At 63.8% G+C, this 16,338-nt stretch carries 13 protein-coding genes; 9 read left to right on the top strand and 4 right to left on the bottom strand.

Annotated elements, in window-relative coordinates:
- Positions 1-84 precede the first annotated feature (84 nt).
- Genes AC1D1L_RS01395 through AC1D1L_RS01375 form a run of 5 tightly spaced genes read left to right on the top strand, consistent with a single transcriptional unit; the run spans position 85 to position 5,304 of the window.
- Complete coding sequence (locus AC1D1L_RS01395; protein ID WP_477338208.1) at positions 85-1,722, top strand: ABC transporter substrate-binding protein; 1,638 nt, start codon at positions 85-87, stop codon at positions 1,720-1,722.
- Between the two features lie 18 nt (positions 1,723-1,740).
- The gene (locus AC1D1L_RS01390; RefSeq protein ID WP_477338206.1) at positions 1,741-2,802 is read left to right on the top strand and encodes an ABC transporter permease; all 1,062 of its coding nucleotides are present in this window, start codon (positions 1,741-1,743) and stop codon (positions 2,800-2,802) included.
- On the top strand, positions 2,799-3,719 hold the full coding sequence (nikC, locus tag AC1D1L_RS01385) for a nickel transporter permease (protein ID WP_477338205.1): 921 nt from the start codon (positions 2,799-2,801) through the stop codon (positions 3,717-3,719). The genes AC1D1L_RS01390 and nikC overlap by 4 nt, the downstream gene beginning before the upstream one ends.
- The gene (locus tag AC1D1L_RS01380; RefSeq protein ID WP_477338203.1) at positions 3,716-4,561 is read left to right on the top strand and encodes an ABC transporter ATP-binding protein; all 846 of its coding nucleotides are present in this window, start codon (positions 3,716-3,718) and stop codon (positions 4,559-4,561) included. Before nikC ends, AC1D1L_RS01380 begins: the two co-directional genes overlap by 4 nt.
- Positions 4,558-5,304, top strand: a complete 747-nt coding sequence (locus AC1D1L_RS01375; protein ID WP_477338201.1) for an ABC transporter ATP-binding protein — start codon at positions 4,558-4,560, stop codon at positions 5,302-5,304. Before AC1D1L_RS01380 ends, AC1D1L_RS01375 begins: the two co-directional genes overlap by 4 nt.
- 235 nt (positions 5,305-5,539) lie before the next feature.
- Here AC1D1L_RS01375 and AC1D1L_RS01370 read toward each other — a convergent pair whose 3' ends face one another.
- From AC1D1L_RS01370 to AC1D1L_RS01360, 3 genes are read right to left on the bottom strand one after another with little or no spacing between them, the layout of a single operon-like run.
- On the bottom strand, positions 5,540-8,611 hold the full coding sequence (locus AC1D1L_RS01370; RefSeq protein ID WP_477338199.1) for an efflux RND transporter permease subunit: 3,072 nt from the start codon (positions 8,609-8,611) through the stop codon (positions 5,540-5,542).
- A complete protein-coding gene (locus AC1D1L_RS01365; RefSeq protein WP_477338197.1) occupies positions 8,608-9,693 on the bottom strand; it encodes an efflux RND transporter periplasmic adaptor subunit in 1,086 nt (361 codons plus the stop codon). Before AC1D1L_RS01365 ends, AC1D1L_RS01370 begins: the two co-directional genes overlap by 4 nt.
- Positions 9,690-10,820 (bottom strand): efflux RND transporter periplasmic adaptor subunit, encoded by a 1,131-nt coding sequence (locus AC1D1L_RS01360; protein ID WP_477338195.1) that lies wholly within the window; start codon positions 10,818-10,820, stop codon positions 9,690-9,692. The genes AC1D1L_RS01365 and AC1D1L_RS01360 overlap by 4 nt, the downstream gene beginning before the upstream one ends.
- A 256-nt stretch (positions 10,821-11,076) precedes the next feature.
- On the opposite strand from AC1D1L_RS01360, the gene AC1D1L_RS01355 reads away from it, so the two are divergent.
- Positions 11,077-12,354, top strand: a complete 1,278-nt coding sequence (locus AC1D1L_RS01355; protein ID WP_142868528.1) for a 4-aminobutyrate--2-oxoglutarate transaminase — start codon at positions 11,077-11,079, stop codon at positions 12,352-12,354.
- Between the two features lie 118 nt (positions 12,355-12,472).
- On the opposite strand, the gene AC1D1L_RS01350 is transcribed toward AC1D1L_RS01355, so the two are convergent.
- A complete protein-coding gene (locus tag AC1D1L_RS01350; RefSeq protein ID WP_477338193.1) occupies positions 12,473-13,726 on the bottom strand; it encodes an NAD(P)/FAD-dependent oxidoreductase in 1,254 nt (417 codons plus the stop codon).
- A gap of 494 nt (positions 13,727-14,220) precedes the next feature.
- Here AC1D1L_RS01350 and AC1D1L_RS01345 point away from each other — a divergent pair, with 494 nt between their 5' ends.
- From AC1D1L_RS01345 to bfr, 3 genes are read left to right on the top strand one after another with little or no spacing between them, the layout of a single operon-like run.
- Complete coding sequence (locus tag AC1D1L_RS01345; protein WP_477338191.1) at positions 14,221-15,513, top strand: imelysin family protein; 1,293 nt, start codon at positions 14,221-14,223, stop codon at positions 15,511-15,513.
- A gap of 60 nt (positions 15,514-15,573) precedes the next feature.
- A complete protein-coding gene (locus AC1D1L_RS01340) occupies positions 15,574-15,882 on the top strand; it encodes a (2Fe-2S)-binding protein (RefSeq protein WP_112566456.1) in 309 nt (102 codons plus the stop codon).
- Complete coding sequence (bfr, locus tag AC1D1L_RS01335) at positions 15,848-16,333, top strand: bacterioferritin (protein ID WP_142868533.1); 486 nt, start codon at positions 15,848-15,850, stop codon at positions 16,331-16,333. Before AC1D1L_RS01340 ends, bfr begins: the two co-directional genes overlap by 35 nt.
- Positions 16,334-16,338 lie beyond the last annotated feature (5 nt).

Below are 16,338 nucleotides of genomic sequence, written 5' to 3'. Positions count from 1 at the left end.
CGTCCTACGACCGCGAAAAAGAACGCTGCAGCCCTGAGCCGGGAACTCGGGGTCAACAATCAACAAAACAGGGAACAAATCACCATGATGATGGAAAAGTTTGCTCTACGCTCTCGCGCATTGCTCGCAGGAGCCGCGCTGTCCGCGCTGCTTGTGGCGCCTGCCTTTGCCGTGACGCCTGCCGACACGCTGGTCGAAGGTTTCGCCATCGACGACATCATCTCCATGGATCCGGGCGAGGCGTTCGAGCTGTCGACCGCCGAGGTCACCGGCAACACCTATGACCTGCTGGTCCGCCTCGATCTCAGCGACACCTCCAAGGTCAAGGGCGATCTCGCCGAAAGCTGGACCGTCTCCGACGATGGCCTGGTCTATACGTTCAAGCTGAAGCCCGGCCTGAAATTCGCCTCCGGCAACCCGATCACCGCGGCCGACGTCGCCTATTCGTTCGAGCGCGCCGTCAAGCTGGACAAAAGCCCGGCCTTCATCATCGGCCAGTTCGGCATCAGTGGCGACAACGTCACCGACAAGGCCAAGGCTGTCGACGAAACCACCTTTCAGTTCACCGTCGACAAGGCCTACGCGCCGAGCTTCGTGCTGAACTGCCTGTCGGCAACCGTCGCCTCGGTGGTCGACGCCAAGCTGGTCAAGGAACATGTCGCTGCGGCCACACCGAGCGCCGACTACAAATGGGACAATGACTTCGGCAATGCCTGGTTGAAGACCGGCTATGCCGGCTCCGGCGTCTTCAAGCTGCGCGAATGGCGCGCCAACGAGGCAGTTGTTCTGGAGCGCAACGACAATTATTATGGCGAAAAGGCCAAGCTTGCCCGCGTCATCTATCGCAACATGAAGGAAAGCTCGGCCCAGCGTCTGGCGCTCGAAGCGGGCGACATCGACGTCGCCCGCAACCTCGAGCCGAATGATCTCGACGCCATCGGCAAGAACGCCGACATCACCACGACCAGCGCGCCAAAGGGCACGGTCTACTACATCAGCCTCAACCAGAAGAACCCGAACCTCGCTAAGCCCGAGGTACGTCAGGCGTTCAAATATCTGGTCGACTACGATGCGCTGAGCACGACCATCCTCAAGGGCATCGGCGAAATCCACCAGTCCTTCCTGCCCAAGGGTGACCTCGGCGCCGTCGACGACAATCCCTTCAAGCTCGACGTCGCCAAGGCCAAGGAACTGCTGGCCAAGGCCGGCCTGCCGGACGGTTTCAGCGTCACTATGGACGTACGCACGGGACAGCCGACCACAGGTATGGCGGAATCGATCCAGCAGACGCTGGGCCAGGCCGGCATCAAGCTGGAGATCATCCCCGGCGACGGCAAGCAGACGCTGACCAAGTACCGCGCCCGCAACCATGACATCTATATCGGCAATTGGGGCCAGGATTACTTCGATCCGAACTCCAATGCCCAGACCTTTGCGTCGAACCCCGACAATTCGGATGCCGGCAAGTCGCACACGCTCGCCTGGCGCAACTCCTGGGATATTCCGGAACTCACCAAGGAAACGGAAGCGGCTCTGCTCGAGAAGGATGCCGGCAAGCGCGCCGACATGTACAAGGATCTGCAGCAGAAGATCCTCGACACCAGCCCGTTCGTGATCATTCACCAGCAGCTCGAAGTGGCTGGCCTGCGCAAGAACCTCAAGGGCTTCGCGCTCGGCCCGAGCTTCGATAGCAACTTCGTCGGTCCGGTCTCGAAAGAGTAGTGCCCGCGGGCGCGCCGTATGAGCGCGATCGAAAACCAGGGCGGGCGCGGCGGCGCCCGCGCCGTGGCTATTGCATCGGCGATCGGCCGCTTCCTGGTCATCGCGATCACGACCTATCTTGGCCTGCTCGCGGTGACCTTCTTCATCGGCCGTGTCATCCCGATCGACCCGGTGCTGGCGGTGCTGGGGGACAGGGCGCCTCTCAATGTCGTCGAGCGCACGCGCCGCGAGATGGGGCTCGACCTGCCGTTGATCGAGCAGTTCTACCTCTATGTGAAGGCTGCGCTGAACGGCGATTTCGGCACGTCGGTGCTGACCACCAATCCGGTCATGACCGACATCCGTCGTGCCTTTCCAGCAACTATCGAACTGGCGACTTTGGGAACTCTGATCGGCTCGGTCATCGGTGTGCCGCTTGGTGTGCTGGCAGCGGTTAAACGCGGCAGCCTCATCGACCAGATCGTGCGCGTCATCGGCCTGATCGGCTATTCCGTGCCAATCTTCTGGATCGGTCTTCTGGGGCTTGTCCTGTTCTACGCCAAGCTGCAATGGGTGGCTTTCCCGGCGCGGCTCGATGTCGTCTACGAATACACCTTCACGCCGATCACCGGCTTCTATCTTCTCGATGCCGCGATGCAGGGGCAGTGGGATGTATTCTATGACGCCTACCGCCACATCATCCTGCCGGCAGGGCTGCTCGGTTATTTCTCGCTTGCCTATATCAGCCGCATGACGCGCTCCTTCATGCTGAACGAGCTGTCGCAGGAATACATCGTCGCCGCACGCGCCAAGGGCCTGTCGGAAACGCGCATCATCTGGGGCCATGCGCTGCGCAACGCCGCGGTGCCGATGGTCACTGTTATCGCGCTCTCGTACGCTGGGCTGCTCGAAGGTTCGGTGCTGACCGAGACCGTGTTTTCCTGGCCCGGCATTGGCCTCTACATCACCAATTCGCTGCAGAACGCCGACATGAACGCGGTGCTTGGCGGCACCATCGTCATCGGTTCGGTGTTCATCGGCATCAATCTCCTGTCCGACCTTCTCTACAAGCTGCTCGACCCGAGGACCAAGACAGGATGAGTATCGCGACCGTCCAGACCCGTCGTGACTGGCTGCTCAGCGATCGGCCGGCCTCGCGCATGCAGGCAAGGCTCGGCCGCGCCTATGTCGCCTGGCGGCGCTTTTCCGCCAACCGGCTGGCGTTTCTTGGCCTGCTGATCATCATCGCCTTGCTGGTGGTCGCTGCCTTCGCCGATGTGCTGGCGCCCTATTCGCCGACCGTCGGCGATTTGAAGAACGCGCGGCTTTTAGCGCCGAGCAGCGCGCATTGGTTCGGCACCGACGATCTCGGCCGCGATATCTATTCTCGCATTCTCTTTGGCTCGCGATGGACGCTCTATGTCGTCATCCTCGTCGCCATCATCGCCGCTCCCATCGGCCTTTTGGTCGGCACCGTCGCCGGCTATGCCGGCGGCTGGACCGATGCCATCCTGATGCGCATCACCGATATCTTCCTCGCCTTCCCCAAGCTGATCCTGGCGCTGGCCTTTGTCGCAGCACTTGGACCAGGCATCGAAAACGCCGTGCTCGCCATCGCCATCACCTCCTGGCCGCCTTACGCCCGAATTGCCCGTGCCGAAACGATGACGGTTCGCAACTCGGATTACATCAAGGCGGTGCAGTTGATGGGTGCCTCGCCCTTCCGCATCGTGCTGCGCCACATCATGCCGCTCTGCATCTCCTCGCTGATCATCCGGGTGACGCTCGACATGGCCGGCATCATCCTCACCGCCGCCGGCCTGGGCTTCCTCGGCCTCGGCGCACAGCCGCCGCTGCCGGAATGGGGCACGATGATCGCGTCCGGCCGCCGCTTCGTCCTCGACCAATGGTGGGTGGCCGGCGCGCCGGGCTTCGCCATCCTGATCGTCAGCCTCGGCTTCAACCTGCTCGGCGACGGCCTGCGCGACGCGCTCGATCCAAGGAGCGGAGACCAATGAGCGCTGTGAACGGCACGCTTCTCGATGTCGACGACCTGCGTGTCGATTTTCCAACTCGCACCGGCCTCATCCAGGCGGTGCGCGGCGTCTCCTTCTCGCTCGGCCGCGAGCGGTTGGGCATTGTCGGCGAGAGCGGCTCCGGCAAGTCGCAGACCGGCCGCGCCATCATGGGGCTGACGCCACCACAGGCCCTTGTGTCGGCGAAGAAGCTCGCCCTAGATGGCGCCGACCTTCTGGCTATGCCGGCCCGGCAGCGCCGCGCGCTGCGCGGAAAACGCATTGCCATGATCCTGCAGGATCCGAAATATTCGCTCGATCCGGTGATGAGCATCGGCCGCCAGATCGTAGAGACGCTGCGCACGCATGAGAAGGTCTCCAAGGCCGAGGCGCGCGAGCGGGCGCTGGCCATGCTCGAAGCGGTGCAGATACGCGACCCCGCCCGCGTCTTCGACCTGCATCCGCACGAGGTCTCCGGCGGCATGGGCCAGCGCGCCATGATCGCCATGATGCTGATCGCCGGACCGGAATTGATGATCGCCGATGAGCCGACCTCGGCGCTCGACGTCACCGTGCAGCTCGACGTGCTCGGCATCCTCGACCGGCTGGTCAGCGAGCGCGGCATGGGGCTGATCTTCATCTCGCACGATCTGCGGCTGGTTGCCTCCTTCTGCGACCGCGTCATCGTCATGTATGCCGGCAAGGTGGTCGAGCAGCTCAAGGCGTCGGAACTGCGCGACGCCCAGCATCCCTACACGCGCGGCCTGCTCAACTGCATGCCCAGGATCGGCTACGAACGCCATCCGCTGCCGGTGCTCGACCGCAAGCCGGAGTGGGCGGCATGACTCCAGCCATTTCCATCGAAGGGCTGGAGGTGGTGTTCGATCGGTTTCGCGCGCTGAAAGGTGTCAGCCTGGAGGTGCAATCGGGTGATTCCTTCGGCCTGGTCGGCGAGAGCGGTTCCGGCAAATCGACGCTGCTGAAAGCCATCGCTGGCCTGGTGCCGGCCAAATCTGGCACCATCACCGTCAACGGCAAGACATTGGGAGCGCGCCGCGACAAGGCCTTCTACCGCGAGGTGCAGATGGTCTTCCAGGACCCATATGGCTCGCTGCATCCGCGCCAGACCGTCGATCGCTTGCTGCAGGAGCCGCTCGCCATTCATGGTTTTGCCGATGGCGAGCAGCGCATCCAGCGCGCGTTGGATGAGGTCGGCCTCGGCAACGGCTTCCGCTTCCGCTACGCGCACCAATTATCAGGCGGCCAGCGCCAGCGCGTCGCCATTGCCCGCGCGCTCATCCTCGAGCCCTCGATCCTGCTGCTCGACGAGCCGACCTCGGCGCTCGATGCCTCGGTGCAGGCCGAAGTGCTCAACCTTTTGGAAGAGGTTCGCCGACGGCGCAAGCTGACCTTCCTGATGGTCAGCCACGACCTCGCCATCATCACCCATATGTGCGAACGGCTGATGGTGATGCAGAACGGCGAAGCGGTGGAAAATCTCACCGCGAGCCAGCTGATCGGGCACCGGGTGGAGAAGGATTACACGCGCAATCTGCTCAGGGCGAGTGAGGGGTTTGTGCGCGGGTAGTGCGAAAGGTCGCGATCCGTCGCACCCCCCTCTGTCCTGCTGGACATCTCCCCCGCAAGGGGGGAGATCGGATCCCGCGAATGGTTTCGCCAATCTCCAACGTTGCAAGATATGCGATACGGCGGAAGCTGCTGATCTCCCTCCTTGCGGGGGAGATGGCCGGCAGGCCAGAGGGGGGTGGGCGGGAACTCGGCGATCGAACTTTGCTCAGGCCGCTCCGCCTTCTGTTACCGTCTCACCCGTGTCCAAGCTCGCCCCTCTCCGCTTCCTTCGGCTCCTTGATCCGGAACCACGTCACATAGAGCGCCGGCAGGAACAGCAGCGTGATCGCCGTGCCGGCGATGATGCCGCCCATCATCGCGTAGGCCATCGGCCCCCAGAACACTTCGCGCGCGATCGGGATCAGCGCCAGGCTGGCGGCGGCTGCCGTCAGCGCGATCGGCCGCATCCGGTGCTCGGTGGCCTCGATCACCGCCGCCCAGCGATCCTTGCCTTCGGCGACCAGATCCTCGATCTGCACGATCAGGATCACCGAGTTGCGGATCAGGATGCCGATCAGCGCCAGCACGCCGAGAATGGCGACGAAGCCGAGCGGCGCGCCGCTCGGCACCAGGGCCGCGACCACGCCGATCAGGCCGAGCGGCGCCACCGCTACCACCAGGAACAGGCGCTGGAAGCTTTGCAGCTGGATCATCAGGATGGTCGCCATGACGAACAGCATCAGCGGCACCACCGCTGCGATCGGTCCCTGGCTTTTGGCGCTTTCCTCGACCGAGCCCGCGGTGGCGACCGAATAGCCCGGCGGCAGCTTGGCGATGAAGGCGTCGACCGACGGCTTCAATTCGTTGACGACGGTTGCCGGCAGCACATCGCCGACCAGGCCGGCGCGCACGGTGATCGTCGGAATGCGGTTGCGCCGCCACACCGTCGGCTGTTCGAGGTCGTAGCGGAAGTTGGCCACCGCCGCGAGCGGGATCGCCTCGCCGTTTCCGGTCGGCAACTGCATGTTCTGCAGCGTATCGATCGAGCCGCGTTCGGCCTCGCGAGAGCGGGCGATGACGTTGATCAGGTAGGTGGCGTCGCGCACCTGGGTGATGGTGGCGCCGTCAACCGTGCTGTTCAGTGCGCTGGCAATGTCGGAGGAGGTGATGCCGAGCTGACGTGCCTTGTCCTGCAGCACATCGACCCTCAGCACGCGCTGCGGCTCATTCCAGTCGAAGGTCGGCGCGGCCAGCTTCGTGTTGACCGAGATCAGGCCGGCAAATTGCTGCGCCAGGTCGCGCACCTTTTGGATGTCGGGTCCGCCGACACGGTACTGCACCGGGCGGCCGACCGGCGGCCCGAGTTCCAGCGGCTTGACAAAGGCATCGGTGCCGACGAATTCCTCGCGCAGCAGCTTCTCCAGCACCGGCTTCAGCCGGTTGCGCGCCTCGATGCTCTTGGTGACGATGACGGTCTGGCCGAAATAGGGATTGGCCGGCTGCACGTCGAAGGCAAGCAGGAAGCGCACCGCACCCTGGCCGATATAGGACGAGAAATGGTCTACGTCGGGATTGCCGGCCAGCGCCCGGCCTTCGAAGCGCTCGATCTGGTCGCGCGTCTCGGTGACCGACGAGTTCTGCGGCAGGTTCCAGTCGACAATCAGCTCTGGCCGGTCCGAGGGCGGGAAGAACTGCTGCTGGACGAGGCCGAAGCCGGCTATTGAGCCGGCAAACAACAACACCGTGACGAAGATCGTCAGCCAGTGGTGGCGCACCGAGCCCACCAGCACGCGCCGGAACAGGCTGGTGAAACGTCCGGGCTGTTCATGCTTCTGCTTCATCGTCGCAGGCAGGATGGTGACGCCCAACAGCGGCGCAAACAGCACTGCCACGATCCATGACACCAAAAGCGAGACCGCGATGACGACGAACAGTGTAAACGTGTATTCGCCGGCGGCGCTGTTGTTGAGACCGATCGGGATAAAGCCGGCGACCGTCACCAGCGTGCCGGTCAGCATCGGGAAGGCGGTCGAAGTGTAGACATAGGTCGCCGCCTTGCGCAGATTGTCGCCGACCTCCAGCCGCGCCACCATCATCTCGACCGCGATCATGGCATCGTCGACCAGAAGGCCGAGCGCGATGATCAGCGCCCCCAGCGAAATGCGCTGCAGCGAGATGCCGAGATAGGCCATGACCGTGAAGGTGATGGCCAGAACCAGCGGGATCGACAGCGCCACGACGAAGCCGGCGCGCATGCCGAGGCTGATGAACGACACGGCGAGCACGATGGCGACCGCCTCGGCCAGCGCCCGGGTGAAGCCCGAAACCGCTTCCTCCACGATCACCGGCTGGTCGGCGACCAGATGCACGCCGACGCCGACCGGCAGGTCGGCCAGCACCTCGTCCATCTTCTTCTCAAGCGCCGCGCCGAATTCGAGCAGATTGGCATTGGGCTTCATGCCGATGGCGAGCCCGATAGCATCCTGGCCGTTGAAGCGGAACAGCGCCGTCGGCGGGTCTTCATAGCCGCGCCGGATCGTTGCCACATCGCTCAGCCGGAAGAAGCGGTCATTGACGCGCAGATTGATGCCGCGCAGGCTCTCCTCGGAGGTGAACTGGCCGCCGACCCGCACGCTGACACGCTCGGGTCCGGATTCGACGACGCCCGACGGCGTGATGGCGTTCTGCGCTTGCAGGCTGGCCACGATCGCCTGCTGGTTGAGACCGAGGGCTGCGATCTGGCGGGTCGAGAATTCGAGATAGATGGCTTCGTCCTGGGCGCCGACCAGATCGACCTTGCCGGCATTGGGCACAGTCAGGATCTGGGTCCTGACATCCTCGACATAGTCGCGCAACTGGCGCGGCGTCAGCCCGTCCGAGGTGAAGGCGTAGATATTGCCGAAGACGTCGCCGAAGCGGTCGTTGAAGAACGGCCCCTGCACGCCTTGCGGAAATTGGGGCGCGATGTCGTTGACCATGTTGCGCACCTGGGTCCAGTTCGACACGACATCGCGCGCCTTGGTGGTGTCCTTCAGGTTGACGAAGATGACGGTCTTGCCGGCGGTGGTGACCGAGCGGGTGAAGTCGAGGCTGTCCAGTTCCTCAAGCTTCTTTTCGATGCGGTCGGTGACCTGCCGCACCGTCTCGTTGACCGAGGCGCCCGGCCAATTGGCCTGGACGATCATGGTCTTGATGGTGAAGTTCGGATCTTCCTCGCGGCCGAGATTGAGGTAAGCGAAGATGCCGGCGACGACGAAGACCAGCATGAAGTACCAGACCAGCGAGCGGTGGTTGAGCGCCCAGTCGGAGAGGTTGAACCCCTTCATGACGCGCCTCCTCTAGGAATCTTGACCTTCTGGCCGTCCACCAGGCTGTGGACGCCGGCGGTGACGACGCGCATCCCGGCCTCAAGTCCTTCGGCGACGATGAAGCTGGCGGCGCCCTTCGAGGCGATCTTGATGTCGCGCGTCGAGACGCTCGACGTCTTTTCATCGACGATCCAGACCTTGTCGCCACCATTCTTTTGCAGCAACGCCGACAGCGGCAGCTCGATCGTCGGCGCCACCTTGGCCACCCGTGTCGCCGTCACCGTCGAGCCGAGCCGGAAGGCCTGCGGCGGATCGGTGAGCGTCAGCTTGACGCGGCGGCTGCGGGTCGAACTATCGGCTTGCGGCGCGATCTCGCGCAGCGTGGCCTCGGTCTGGATCGACGGCAGCGACTGCAGGATGACCTCGAACGACGTGCCGACAGCCAGATCGCCGATCAATTGGTCGGGAATGTCGACCACCGCTTCGCGCAAATCCGAGCGCGCCACGGTGACGATGGTCTGGCCGGCCGAAACCGTCTGGCCGACCTCGGCGCCGGTGGCGGTGACGACGCCGTCGAAGTCCGAGAACAGCCTGGCATAGCCAAGCTGCTCCTGCGATTTGGCAAGCGCTGCCTTGGCCCGCTCGACGCCGGCTTCGGCCGCTTGCCTGGCCTGCTGCGCGGCATCGAAGACGGCCTGCGAGGTGTTGGCCGCGGCGAGCAACTGGCGCTGGCGGTCCTCGCTGGCGGCGGCGTTGGCGAATTGCGCCTCGGCATTGGAGAGTTCGGCCTTTGCCGCCTGTACGGCAAGCTCGAGCGCCGTCGGATCGAGCGTGGCGATCGTCGTGCCCTTGCTGACGATATCGCCGACCTTGACGTCGCGCGAGACGACGCGGCCGAGCAGGCGGAAGGCGAGGTCGGCGCTGACCTGCGGCTCGATGGAGCCGGCGAAGCCGAAGGTCCGCGTCGTCTGCGGCTCGATCACCATCGACAGCACCGGCCGGATGATCTCTGGCGGCTTTTCCTCCGACTTCGAACAGGCAGTGAGTGTCGCCAGTGCAACCAGGGCAAGTACAAAAGGCAGGATACGCAGCCGCCTCATTGTGCTGCTCCCGATATCTCGACCGCCTGTCCGGGGCTGAGCAACTGGCCACCGGCGGTGACGACGCTTTGGCCGGCCTCCAGCCCCTTGTCGACGACGACCACGCCGGAATCGAAGGCCAGCACATTGACCAGGGCTGTCGCCACCGCCTTGGTCGAGGGATCGACAATCCAGACAGCCGGCTTGCCCTCGATCGAGGTCAGCGCCTGCCAGGGCAGGATGACGGCTTTCGCCGGTCTGGCGTTGACCGAGCCGATGACGGTGGCGCCGAGCGGCATGTCTTCCGGCGTGTCGGCAATGCCGACCTTGACCCGGACCGACCCCGAAGCCGGATCGACCGCCGGGGAGACTTCGCGCACCTTGCCTATCGCCTTCACCTGCGGGTCGGCCAGCAGCGTGATCGTTACCGAGGGCGATGGCGCCGTTTTGGCGACCAGCGTTTCCTGGACATTGAACACCGCATCGCGGTCACCGTCCTCGGCGACGGTGAAGACCGTCTGTGCCGCCTGCACCACTTGCCCGGCTTCGACCTGCCGAGCGGTGATGACGCCGGCAGCGCCCGCCTTGAGCTCGGTGAAGGACAGGTTCTCCCTGGCGTTGGAAAGCGCGCTCTGCGCCTGATCGACACTGCCTTGCGCCACCTTCTGCGCCTGGTCGGCCGCATCATAGTCCCGCCTGGTGGTAAAACCCTGGGCAAGCAGGGTTTTCTGCCGTTCGAAGGTGGCGGCCGCCTGGGTCAGTTGCGCCTGAGCGGCATCGAGATCGGCCTGCGCCGAGCGCAAATCGGATTCCTGTTCTTGCGGATCGATGCGGGCAAGCACGGCGTCCTTGTCGACATGCTGGCCGACATCGACAAGCCGTTCGGCGACGCGGCCGCCGACACGGAACGACAGATTGTTCAGCGTGCGCGCCGCGATCACTCCGGTCAGCGAGGTCCGCGGCGCATAATCGGCCATGGCCACCGTCTTGGTGCGCACCATGATCGGCAGTTTCTTGGCCGCCGCCTCCTGCTTCTGGCAGCCGGCTAGAATGAACGGCGCGATCGCACAGGCGAAGAGGATGGGAGAAAACGAAAAAAGGCCTGAGGCCGGGGGCTGCGGGGCGGACGATGTCGCGTTTCTGCTCATAGGGTCCCTCACCGATCCGGAACGCTCATGACGGGTGAGCTGTCACAGACATCGGGAGGATAATCGATCCCAAGGAAAAGGAAACCGATCTCGTACGCGTATCGGTCAGCGGGTTAGGACCTGTCGACGTGCCGCGCACCGAGGGCAGGCCCAATCGCCGGGCGACGGTGCCGACTTGAGGAAAACGTGAAATAAGGCCAGAACAGGCTTGAGACCTGTCAAGCAAGAGCGGGCGCCAGCCCGGCGAGGGATGACCATGAAGAACGCAGCCATTTCCGAACGCAAGAACCAGTCGATTTCGCGCGGCGTCGGCATGACGACGCAGATCTATGCCGACCGCGCCGAGAATTCGGAGATCTGGGACGTCGAAGGCCGCCGCTACATCGATTTCTCCTCCGGCATCGCCGTCGTCAACACCGGCCATCGCCACCCCAAGGTGATCGAAGCGGTCAAGGCGCAGCTCGACCGCTTCACCCACACCTGCCACCAGGTGGTGCCCTATGAGAGCTATGTCAGGCTGGCCGAACGGCTGAACGCCATGCTGCCCGGCAAGTTCGAGAAGAAAACCATCTTCGTCACCACCGGCGCCGAGGCGGTCGAGAACGCCATCAAGATCGCCCGCAACGCCACCGGCCGCCAGGCCGTCATCGCCTTTGCCGGCGGCTTCCACGGCCGCACCTTCATGGGCATGGCGCTGACCGGCAAGGTCGTGCCTTACAAGGTCGGTTTCGGCGCCATGCCGGGTGACGTCTACCATGCGCCGTTCCCGGTGCCGCTGCACGGCGTCTCCGTCGCGGATTCGCTGGCGGCGCTCGACAGACTGTTCAAGGCCGATGTCGATCCGGCCCGCGTCGCCGCCATCATCATCGAGCCGGTCCAGGGCGAGGGCGGCTTTTACGACGCGCCACGCGAGTTCCTGACCGCGCTGCGCAAGCTCTGCGACCAGCACGGCATGCTGTTGATCGCCGACGAGGTGCAGACCGGCTTTGCCCGCACCGGCAAGATGTTCGCCATGGACCATCACGAGGTTGCGGCCGACATCACCACCATGGCCAAGAGCCTGGCCGGCGGCTTCCCGCTGGCGGCGGTCACCGGCCGCGCCGAAATCATGGATGCGCCCGGCCCCGGCGGCCTCGGCGGCACCTATGGCGGCAGCCCGATCGGTGTCGCTGCAGCACACGCCGTGCTCGACGTGATCGAGGACGAAAAGCTCTGCGACCGCGCCAACACGCTAGGCGCCAGGCTGAAGCAACGGCTGCAGGCGATCCGTGACGACGTGCCCGAGATTGTCGATATAAGGGGCCTCGGCTTCATGAACGCGGTCGAATTCAACGACGTCAAGAAAGGCCTGCCGTCGGCTGAGATCGCCAACGCCATTCGGCTGAAGGCGCTCGACAAGGGCCTGATCCTGCTGACCTGCGGCGTCTACGGCAACGTCATCCGCTTCCTGGCCCCGATCACCATCCAGGACAATGTCATGAACGAGGCGCTCGACATTCTGGAAAGCTCGATCCGCGAAGTCTGCGCTGCTTAGCGCTTACCCTCCCCCTTGTGGGGAGGGTCGCTGCGAAGCAGCGGGGCGGGGGGCGGCGCCAAGCCCCCCACCCGGACCTGCGGTCCGACCTCCCCACAAGGGGGAGGTAAAGAGGCGTTTAGCCCGCAGCCCTTGCCGGCTCATCCTGCTGAAACGCCGCCAGCGCCGCCTTCAGCCCATCAGGGCCTTCCGCTACCGTCTGCGGCGTCGGCGAGAAGCCGGCGCCGAGCATCTTGCGGCCGAGCATATGGTCGCCGGGGCGATTGACCGATTCGATGCCGAGCAACCGGCTTCCGGCATAGTGGTAGATCGAGAATTTGTTGTCGGCGAGATCGCCCAGCACGACATGGCTGTCGCCGCCTGACGTCAGCCCGACCATCTGCAACTTCATGTCGCCGATGTCCGACCAGAACCAAGGCACGGCCGAATAGCTGTCGGCGTGGCCGGTTATGGTGCGCGCGGCAAGCCGGGCCTGGTCGGTGGCGTTCTGCACCGATTCCAGCCGCACGTCGCCGCCGGTCGACCAGTGGCGGTAGGAAGCGGCGTCGCCGATGGCGAGGATGTCAGGCACCGAGCTGCGCATCTGCTGGTCGACGCGGATGCCATTGGCGACAGTCAGCTCGGCGGCCTGCGCCAGTTCGACATTCGGCACCGCGCCGATGCCGACAATGACCATGCGTGCCGGCAACCTTTCGCCGGTGGAAGTGAGGGCGGCTGAGACATGGCCGTTTTCGCCCTCCAGCCTGGCGATGGTGGTGCCGGTGAGGATGCGCACGCCCAGCGCCTCCAGCCGCTGGCGGACATGGCTCGCCACCACCGGCGCCACGGCGCGGCCGAGCAGCCGGTCGACGGCTTCGACCACGGTGACGTTGCGGCCGGCCACTCGCAGCGTCGCCGCAATTTCCAGCCCGATGAAGCCGCCGCCGAGAATGACTACATCGTCGCTCTGCGCACTGAGTTCGCGGATCAGCCGCGCATCGGCGATCGAGCGCAGCGACAGCACGCCCGAGAGGTCCCCGCCCGGCAGCGGCAGAAGCCGCGGCCGCGAACCGGTGGCCAGGATAAGGCGGTCGAAGGCAAGCGCGCCGCCGCCCACTATGTCCAGCCTGCGGTCTGCCGTATCGATGCGGTCGATTCGGATGCCCGGCCTGAAGTCGATGGTGCTGCCGGTGTAAAACGCCTCGCCGCGCAATGGCTGCGCCTTGGCCTCGGCATCCTTGATGAAGGTCTTCGACAAAGGCGGCTTGTGGTAGGGCAGCTCGTTTTCGTCGCCGATCAGGATGACTGGTCCGTCATAGCCTTCCTCGCGCAGGCTGGCGGCCGCTTGCACGCCCGCATGACCCGCACCGACAATGACGACACCGTTCTTCATCGCAACCCGAATTCCTGTTTCAAATCTGGAGCATGATGCCGAAAAGTGTGAAGCGGTTTGCGGACGACATCATGCTCTCTGATTGTGAGCTGTTCCGCCAGATGGCGATTGTCTGCCGCCGTCGCAAGAGCCCGGGTCCGGGTCGCACCCGGAATGGTCGTCTGTCAATCTCGGTGTCTCTCACCAGGGCTGCTGGGGATACGATTTAAAGTTGATAGTCCTAGTTTAGAATAATTCTAAACTGTTGTTTCAATTGAATTTTCTGGGGTTCGCCAGTTGACTTCCAGCGCCGCCATCGCTTTATGGAGGCTCGCGCGTCAGCGCATCCCTTTGATGTTTGGGCCTTGAACCCGTTCGATTGGAGGCATTTGGTGTCTTTCTACCGTGAGCCGCGCAACGGCGCGGCATCCGTTGTGACGTATGGCATGCCTGTGTCCTGGCACCGTTTGGCACGCGCGCCTTTTAGCGAATTCCCTTTGAACTGGAGAATGATGATGACAGCACGATATGGCGGCAGGCTGGCTGCGATCGGTGCCACGGCAATGTTGACGGCGGCGGTTTTCATCCTGCCGGCCAAGGCGGCGGAGACCGACGCCAAGGCGGTCATCAAAACCTATTCCGACATCGCGCTGGCCAAGTACGAGGATTCGCTGACCACCGCGCAGGCGCTCGACAAGGCAGTCGACGCGCTGCTCGCCAATCCATCGGCCGACACGCTCAACGCCGCCCGCGATGCCTGGAAGGCGTCGCGCGTGCCTTACCAGCAGACCGAGGTATATCGCTTCGGCAACAAGATCGTCGACGACTGGGAAGGCAAGGTGAACTCCTGGCCGCTGGACGAAGGCCTGATCGATTATGTCGCCAAGAGCTATGGCACCGAGTCCGATGCCAACGCGCTCTACACCGCCAATGTGATCGCCAACAAGGAAATCGAGATCAACGGCAAGAAGGTCGACGCCTCGAAGCTGACGCCGGAGTTCCTCTCCGGCACGCTGCAGGAAGCCGGCGGCATCGAAGCCAATGTTGCGACCGGCTATCATGCCATCGAATTCCTGCTCTGGGGCCAGGATCTGCACGGCACCGGCCTGGGCGCCGGCGAGCGGCCCTATACCGACTATGACCTCAAGAATTGCACCGGCGGCAATTGCGACCGCCGCGCGCAGTATCTGAAGTCGGCCAGCGACCTGCTGGTCTCCGACCTGCAGGAGATGGTCGGCAACTGGAAGGAAGACGGCGCCGCCCGCAAGAACCTCCTCGACGGCCAGCCGAACACCGCCATTTCGGTGATCTTCACCGGCATGGGCTCGCTGTCCTACGGCGAACTTGCCGGCGAGCGCATGAAACTCGGCCTGCTGCTGCACGATCCGGAAGAGGAGCACGACTGCTTCTCCGACAACACCTACAACTCGCATCTCTATGACGCGATCGGCATCCGCGCCGCCTATCTCGCCAGCTACGCGCGCCTCGACGGCACCGTCGTTTCGGGCCCGTCGGTGCACGATATGGTCAAGGCGGCCGATCCGGCGATCGACAAGGAACTGTCCGACAAGCTCGACGTCTCGGTCGCCAAGATGGAGGCGATCAAGGCGCGGGCCGTGGCCGGTGAGGCCTATGACCAGCAGATCGCCGAGGGCAACACCGAAGGCAACGCCACGGTGCAGGCGGCAATCGACGCTCTGGTCGACCAGACCAAGTCGATCGAACGCGCCGTTGGTGCCTTGAAGCTCAACGACATTGCTTTTGAGGGTTCCGACAGCCTTGATGCACCGGAGAAGGTGTTCAAGTAACACCCCAACCAACCACCAGCCAAACGGCGCGGAGGAGGCGCCGTCAGCCAGAGCCAATCCATGCTGATCTGCCATTGCAATATCATCACCGAAAAGGAGATTGAGCAGACGATCGTCGATCTGCTGGATCAGGATCCCTGGCAGCTCATCGTGCCGGCGAAAGTCTATCACACGATGCAAAAGCGCGGTCGCTGTTGCGGCTGCTTCCCAAATGTGGTCGAAACGATCATTCGGGTCACCGAAAATTACCACGCCCGCTCGGAGGCGAGCGGCGACATCGTTTCACATCTGGATCGCGTTAGAGGCCTGCGCGTCCAATACGGGAGCAGAACCCATGAAAGGCGAAAAGCAGATCATAGAGCGGCTTAACGAAGCTCTTTTCCTGGAGCTCGGCGCCGTCAATCAGTACTGGGTGCACTTCCGTCTGCTGGAGGACTGGGGATACGCCAAGCTGGCAAAGAAGGAACGCGCCGAATCGATCGAGGAAATGCACCATGCCGATCGGCTGGTGGCCCGTATCATCTTCCTCGAAGGCCACCCCAATCTGCAGTCCGTGGCGCCTTTGCGCATCGGCCAGAATGTCAAGGAAGTGCTCGAATCCGATCTTGCCGGCGAATATGACGCGCGCACCGCCTACAAGCGTTCGCGCGAGATCTGTGAAGAAGCAGGCGACTACGTGACGATGAAGCTGTTCGAGGAATTGCTGGCCGACGAGGAAGGTCATATCGACTTCCTCGAGACGCAGCTCGACCTGCTGGCCTCGATCGGCGAGGAAAAGTACGGCCAGCTCAACGCCGCATCGGCGGATGAGGCGGAATAGGACCA

The organism is Mesorhizobium sp. P2_D6 (assembly GCF_056404315.1).
Note: the sequence above shows the minus strand (reverse complement) of the source record. Positions and strands in the feature narration are given on the sequence as shown.

Coding starts and splice junctions, on each gene's coding strand:
- AC1D1L_RS01345 (WP_477338191.1), top strand. CDS start 14,221: ATGACAGCACGATATGGCGGCAGGCTGGCTGCGATCGGTGCCACGGCA.
- AC1D1L_RS01365 (WP_477338197.1), bottom strand. CDS start 9,693: ATGAGGCGGCTGCGTATCCTGCCTTTTGTACTTGCCCTGGTTGCACTG.
- nikC (WP_477338205.1), top strand. CDS start 2,799: ATGAGTATCGCGACCGTCCAGACCCGTCGTGACTGGCTGCTCAGCGAT.
- AC1D1L_RS01370 (WP_477338199.1), bottom strand. CDS start 8,611: ATGAAGGGGTTCAACCTCTCCGACTGGGCGCTCAACCACCGCTCGCTG.
- AC1D1L_RS01360 (WP_477338195.1), bottom strand. CDS start 10,820: ATGAGCAGAAACGCGACATCGTCCGCCCCGCAGCCCCCGGCCTCAGGC.
- AC1D1L_RS01380 (WP_477338203.1), top strand. CDS start 3,716: ATGAGCGCTGTGAACGGCACGCTTCTCGATGTCGACGACCTGCGTGTC.
- AC1D1L_RS01355 (WP_142868528.1), top strand. CDS start 11,077: ATGAAGAACGCAGCCATTTCCGAACGCAAGAACCAGTCGATTTCGCGC.
- bfr (WP_142868533.1), top strand. CDS start 15,848: ATGAAAGGCGAAAAGCAGATCATAGAGCGGCTTAACGAAGCTCTTTTC.
- AC1D1L_RS01375 (WP_477338201.1), top strand. CDS start 4,558: ATGACTCCAGCCATTTCCATCGAAGGGCTGGAGGTGGTGTTCGATCGG.
- AC1D1L_RS01340 (WP_112566456.1), top strand. CDS start 15,574: ATGCTGATCTGCCATTGCAATATCATCACCGAAAAGGAGATTGAGCAG.
- AC1D1L_RS01350 (WP_477338193.1), bottom strand. CDS start 13,726: ATGAAGAACGGTGTCGTCATTGTCGGTGCGGGTCATGCGGGCGTGCAA.
- AC1D1L_RS01395 (WP_477338208.1), top strand. CDS start 85: ATGATGATGGAAAAGTTTGCTCTACGCTCTCGCGCATTGCTCGCAGGA.
- AC1D1L_RS01390 (WP_477338206.1), top strand. CDS start 1,741: ATGAGCGCGATCGAAAACCAGGGCGGGCGCGGCGGCGCCCGCGCCGTG.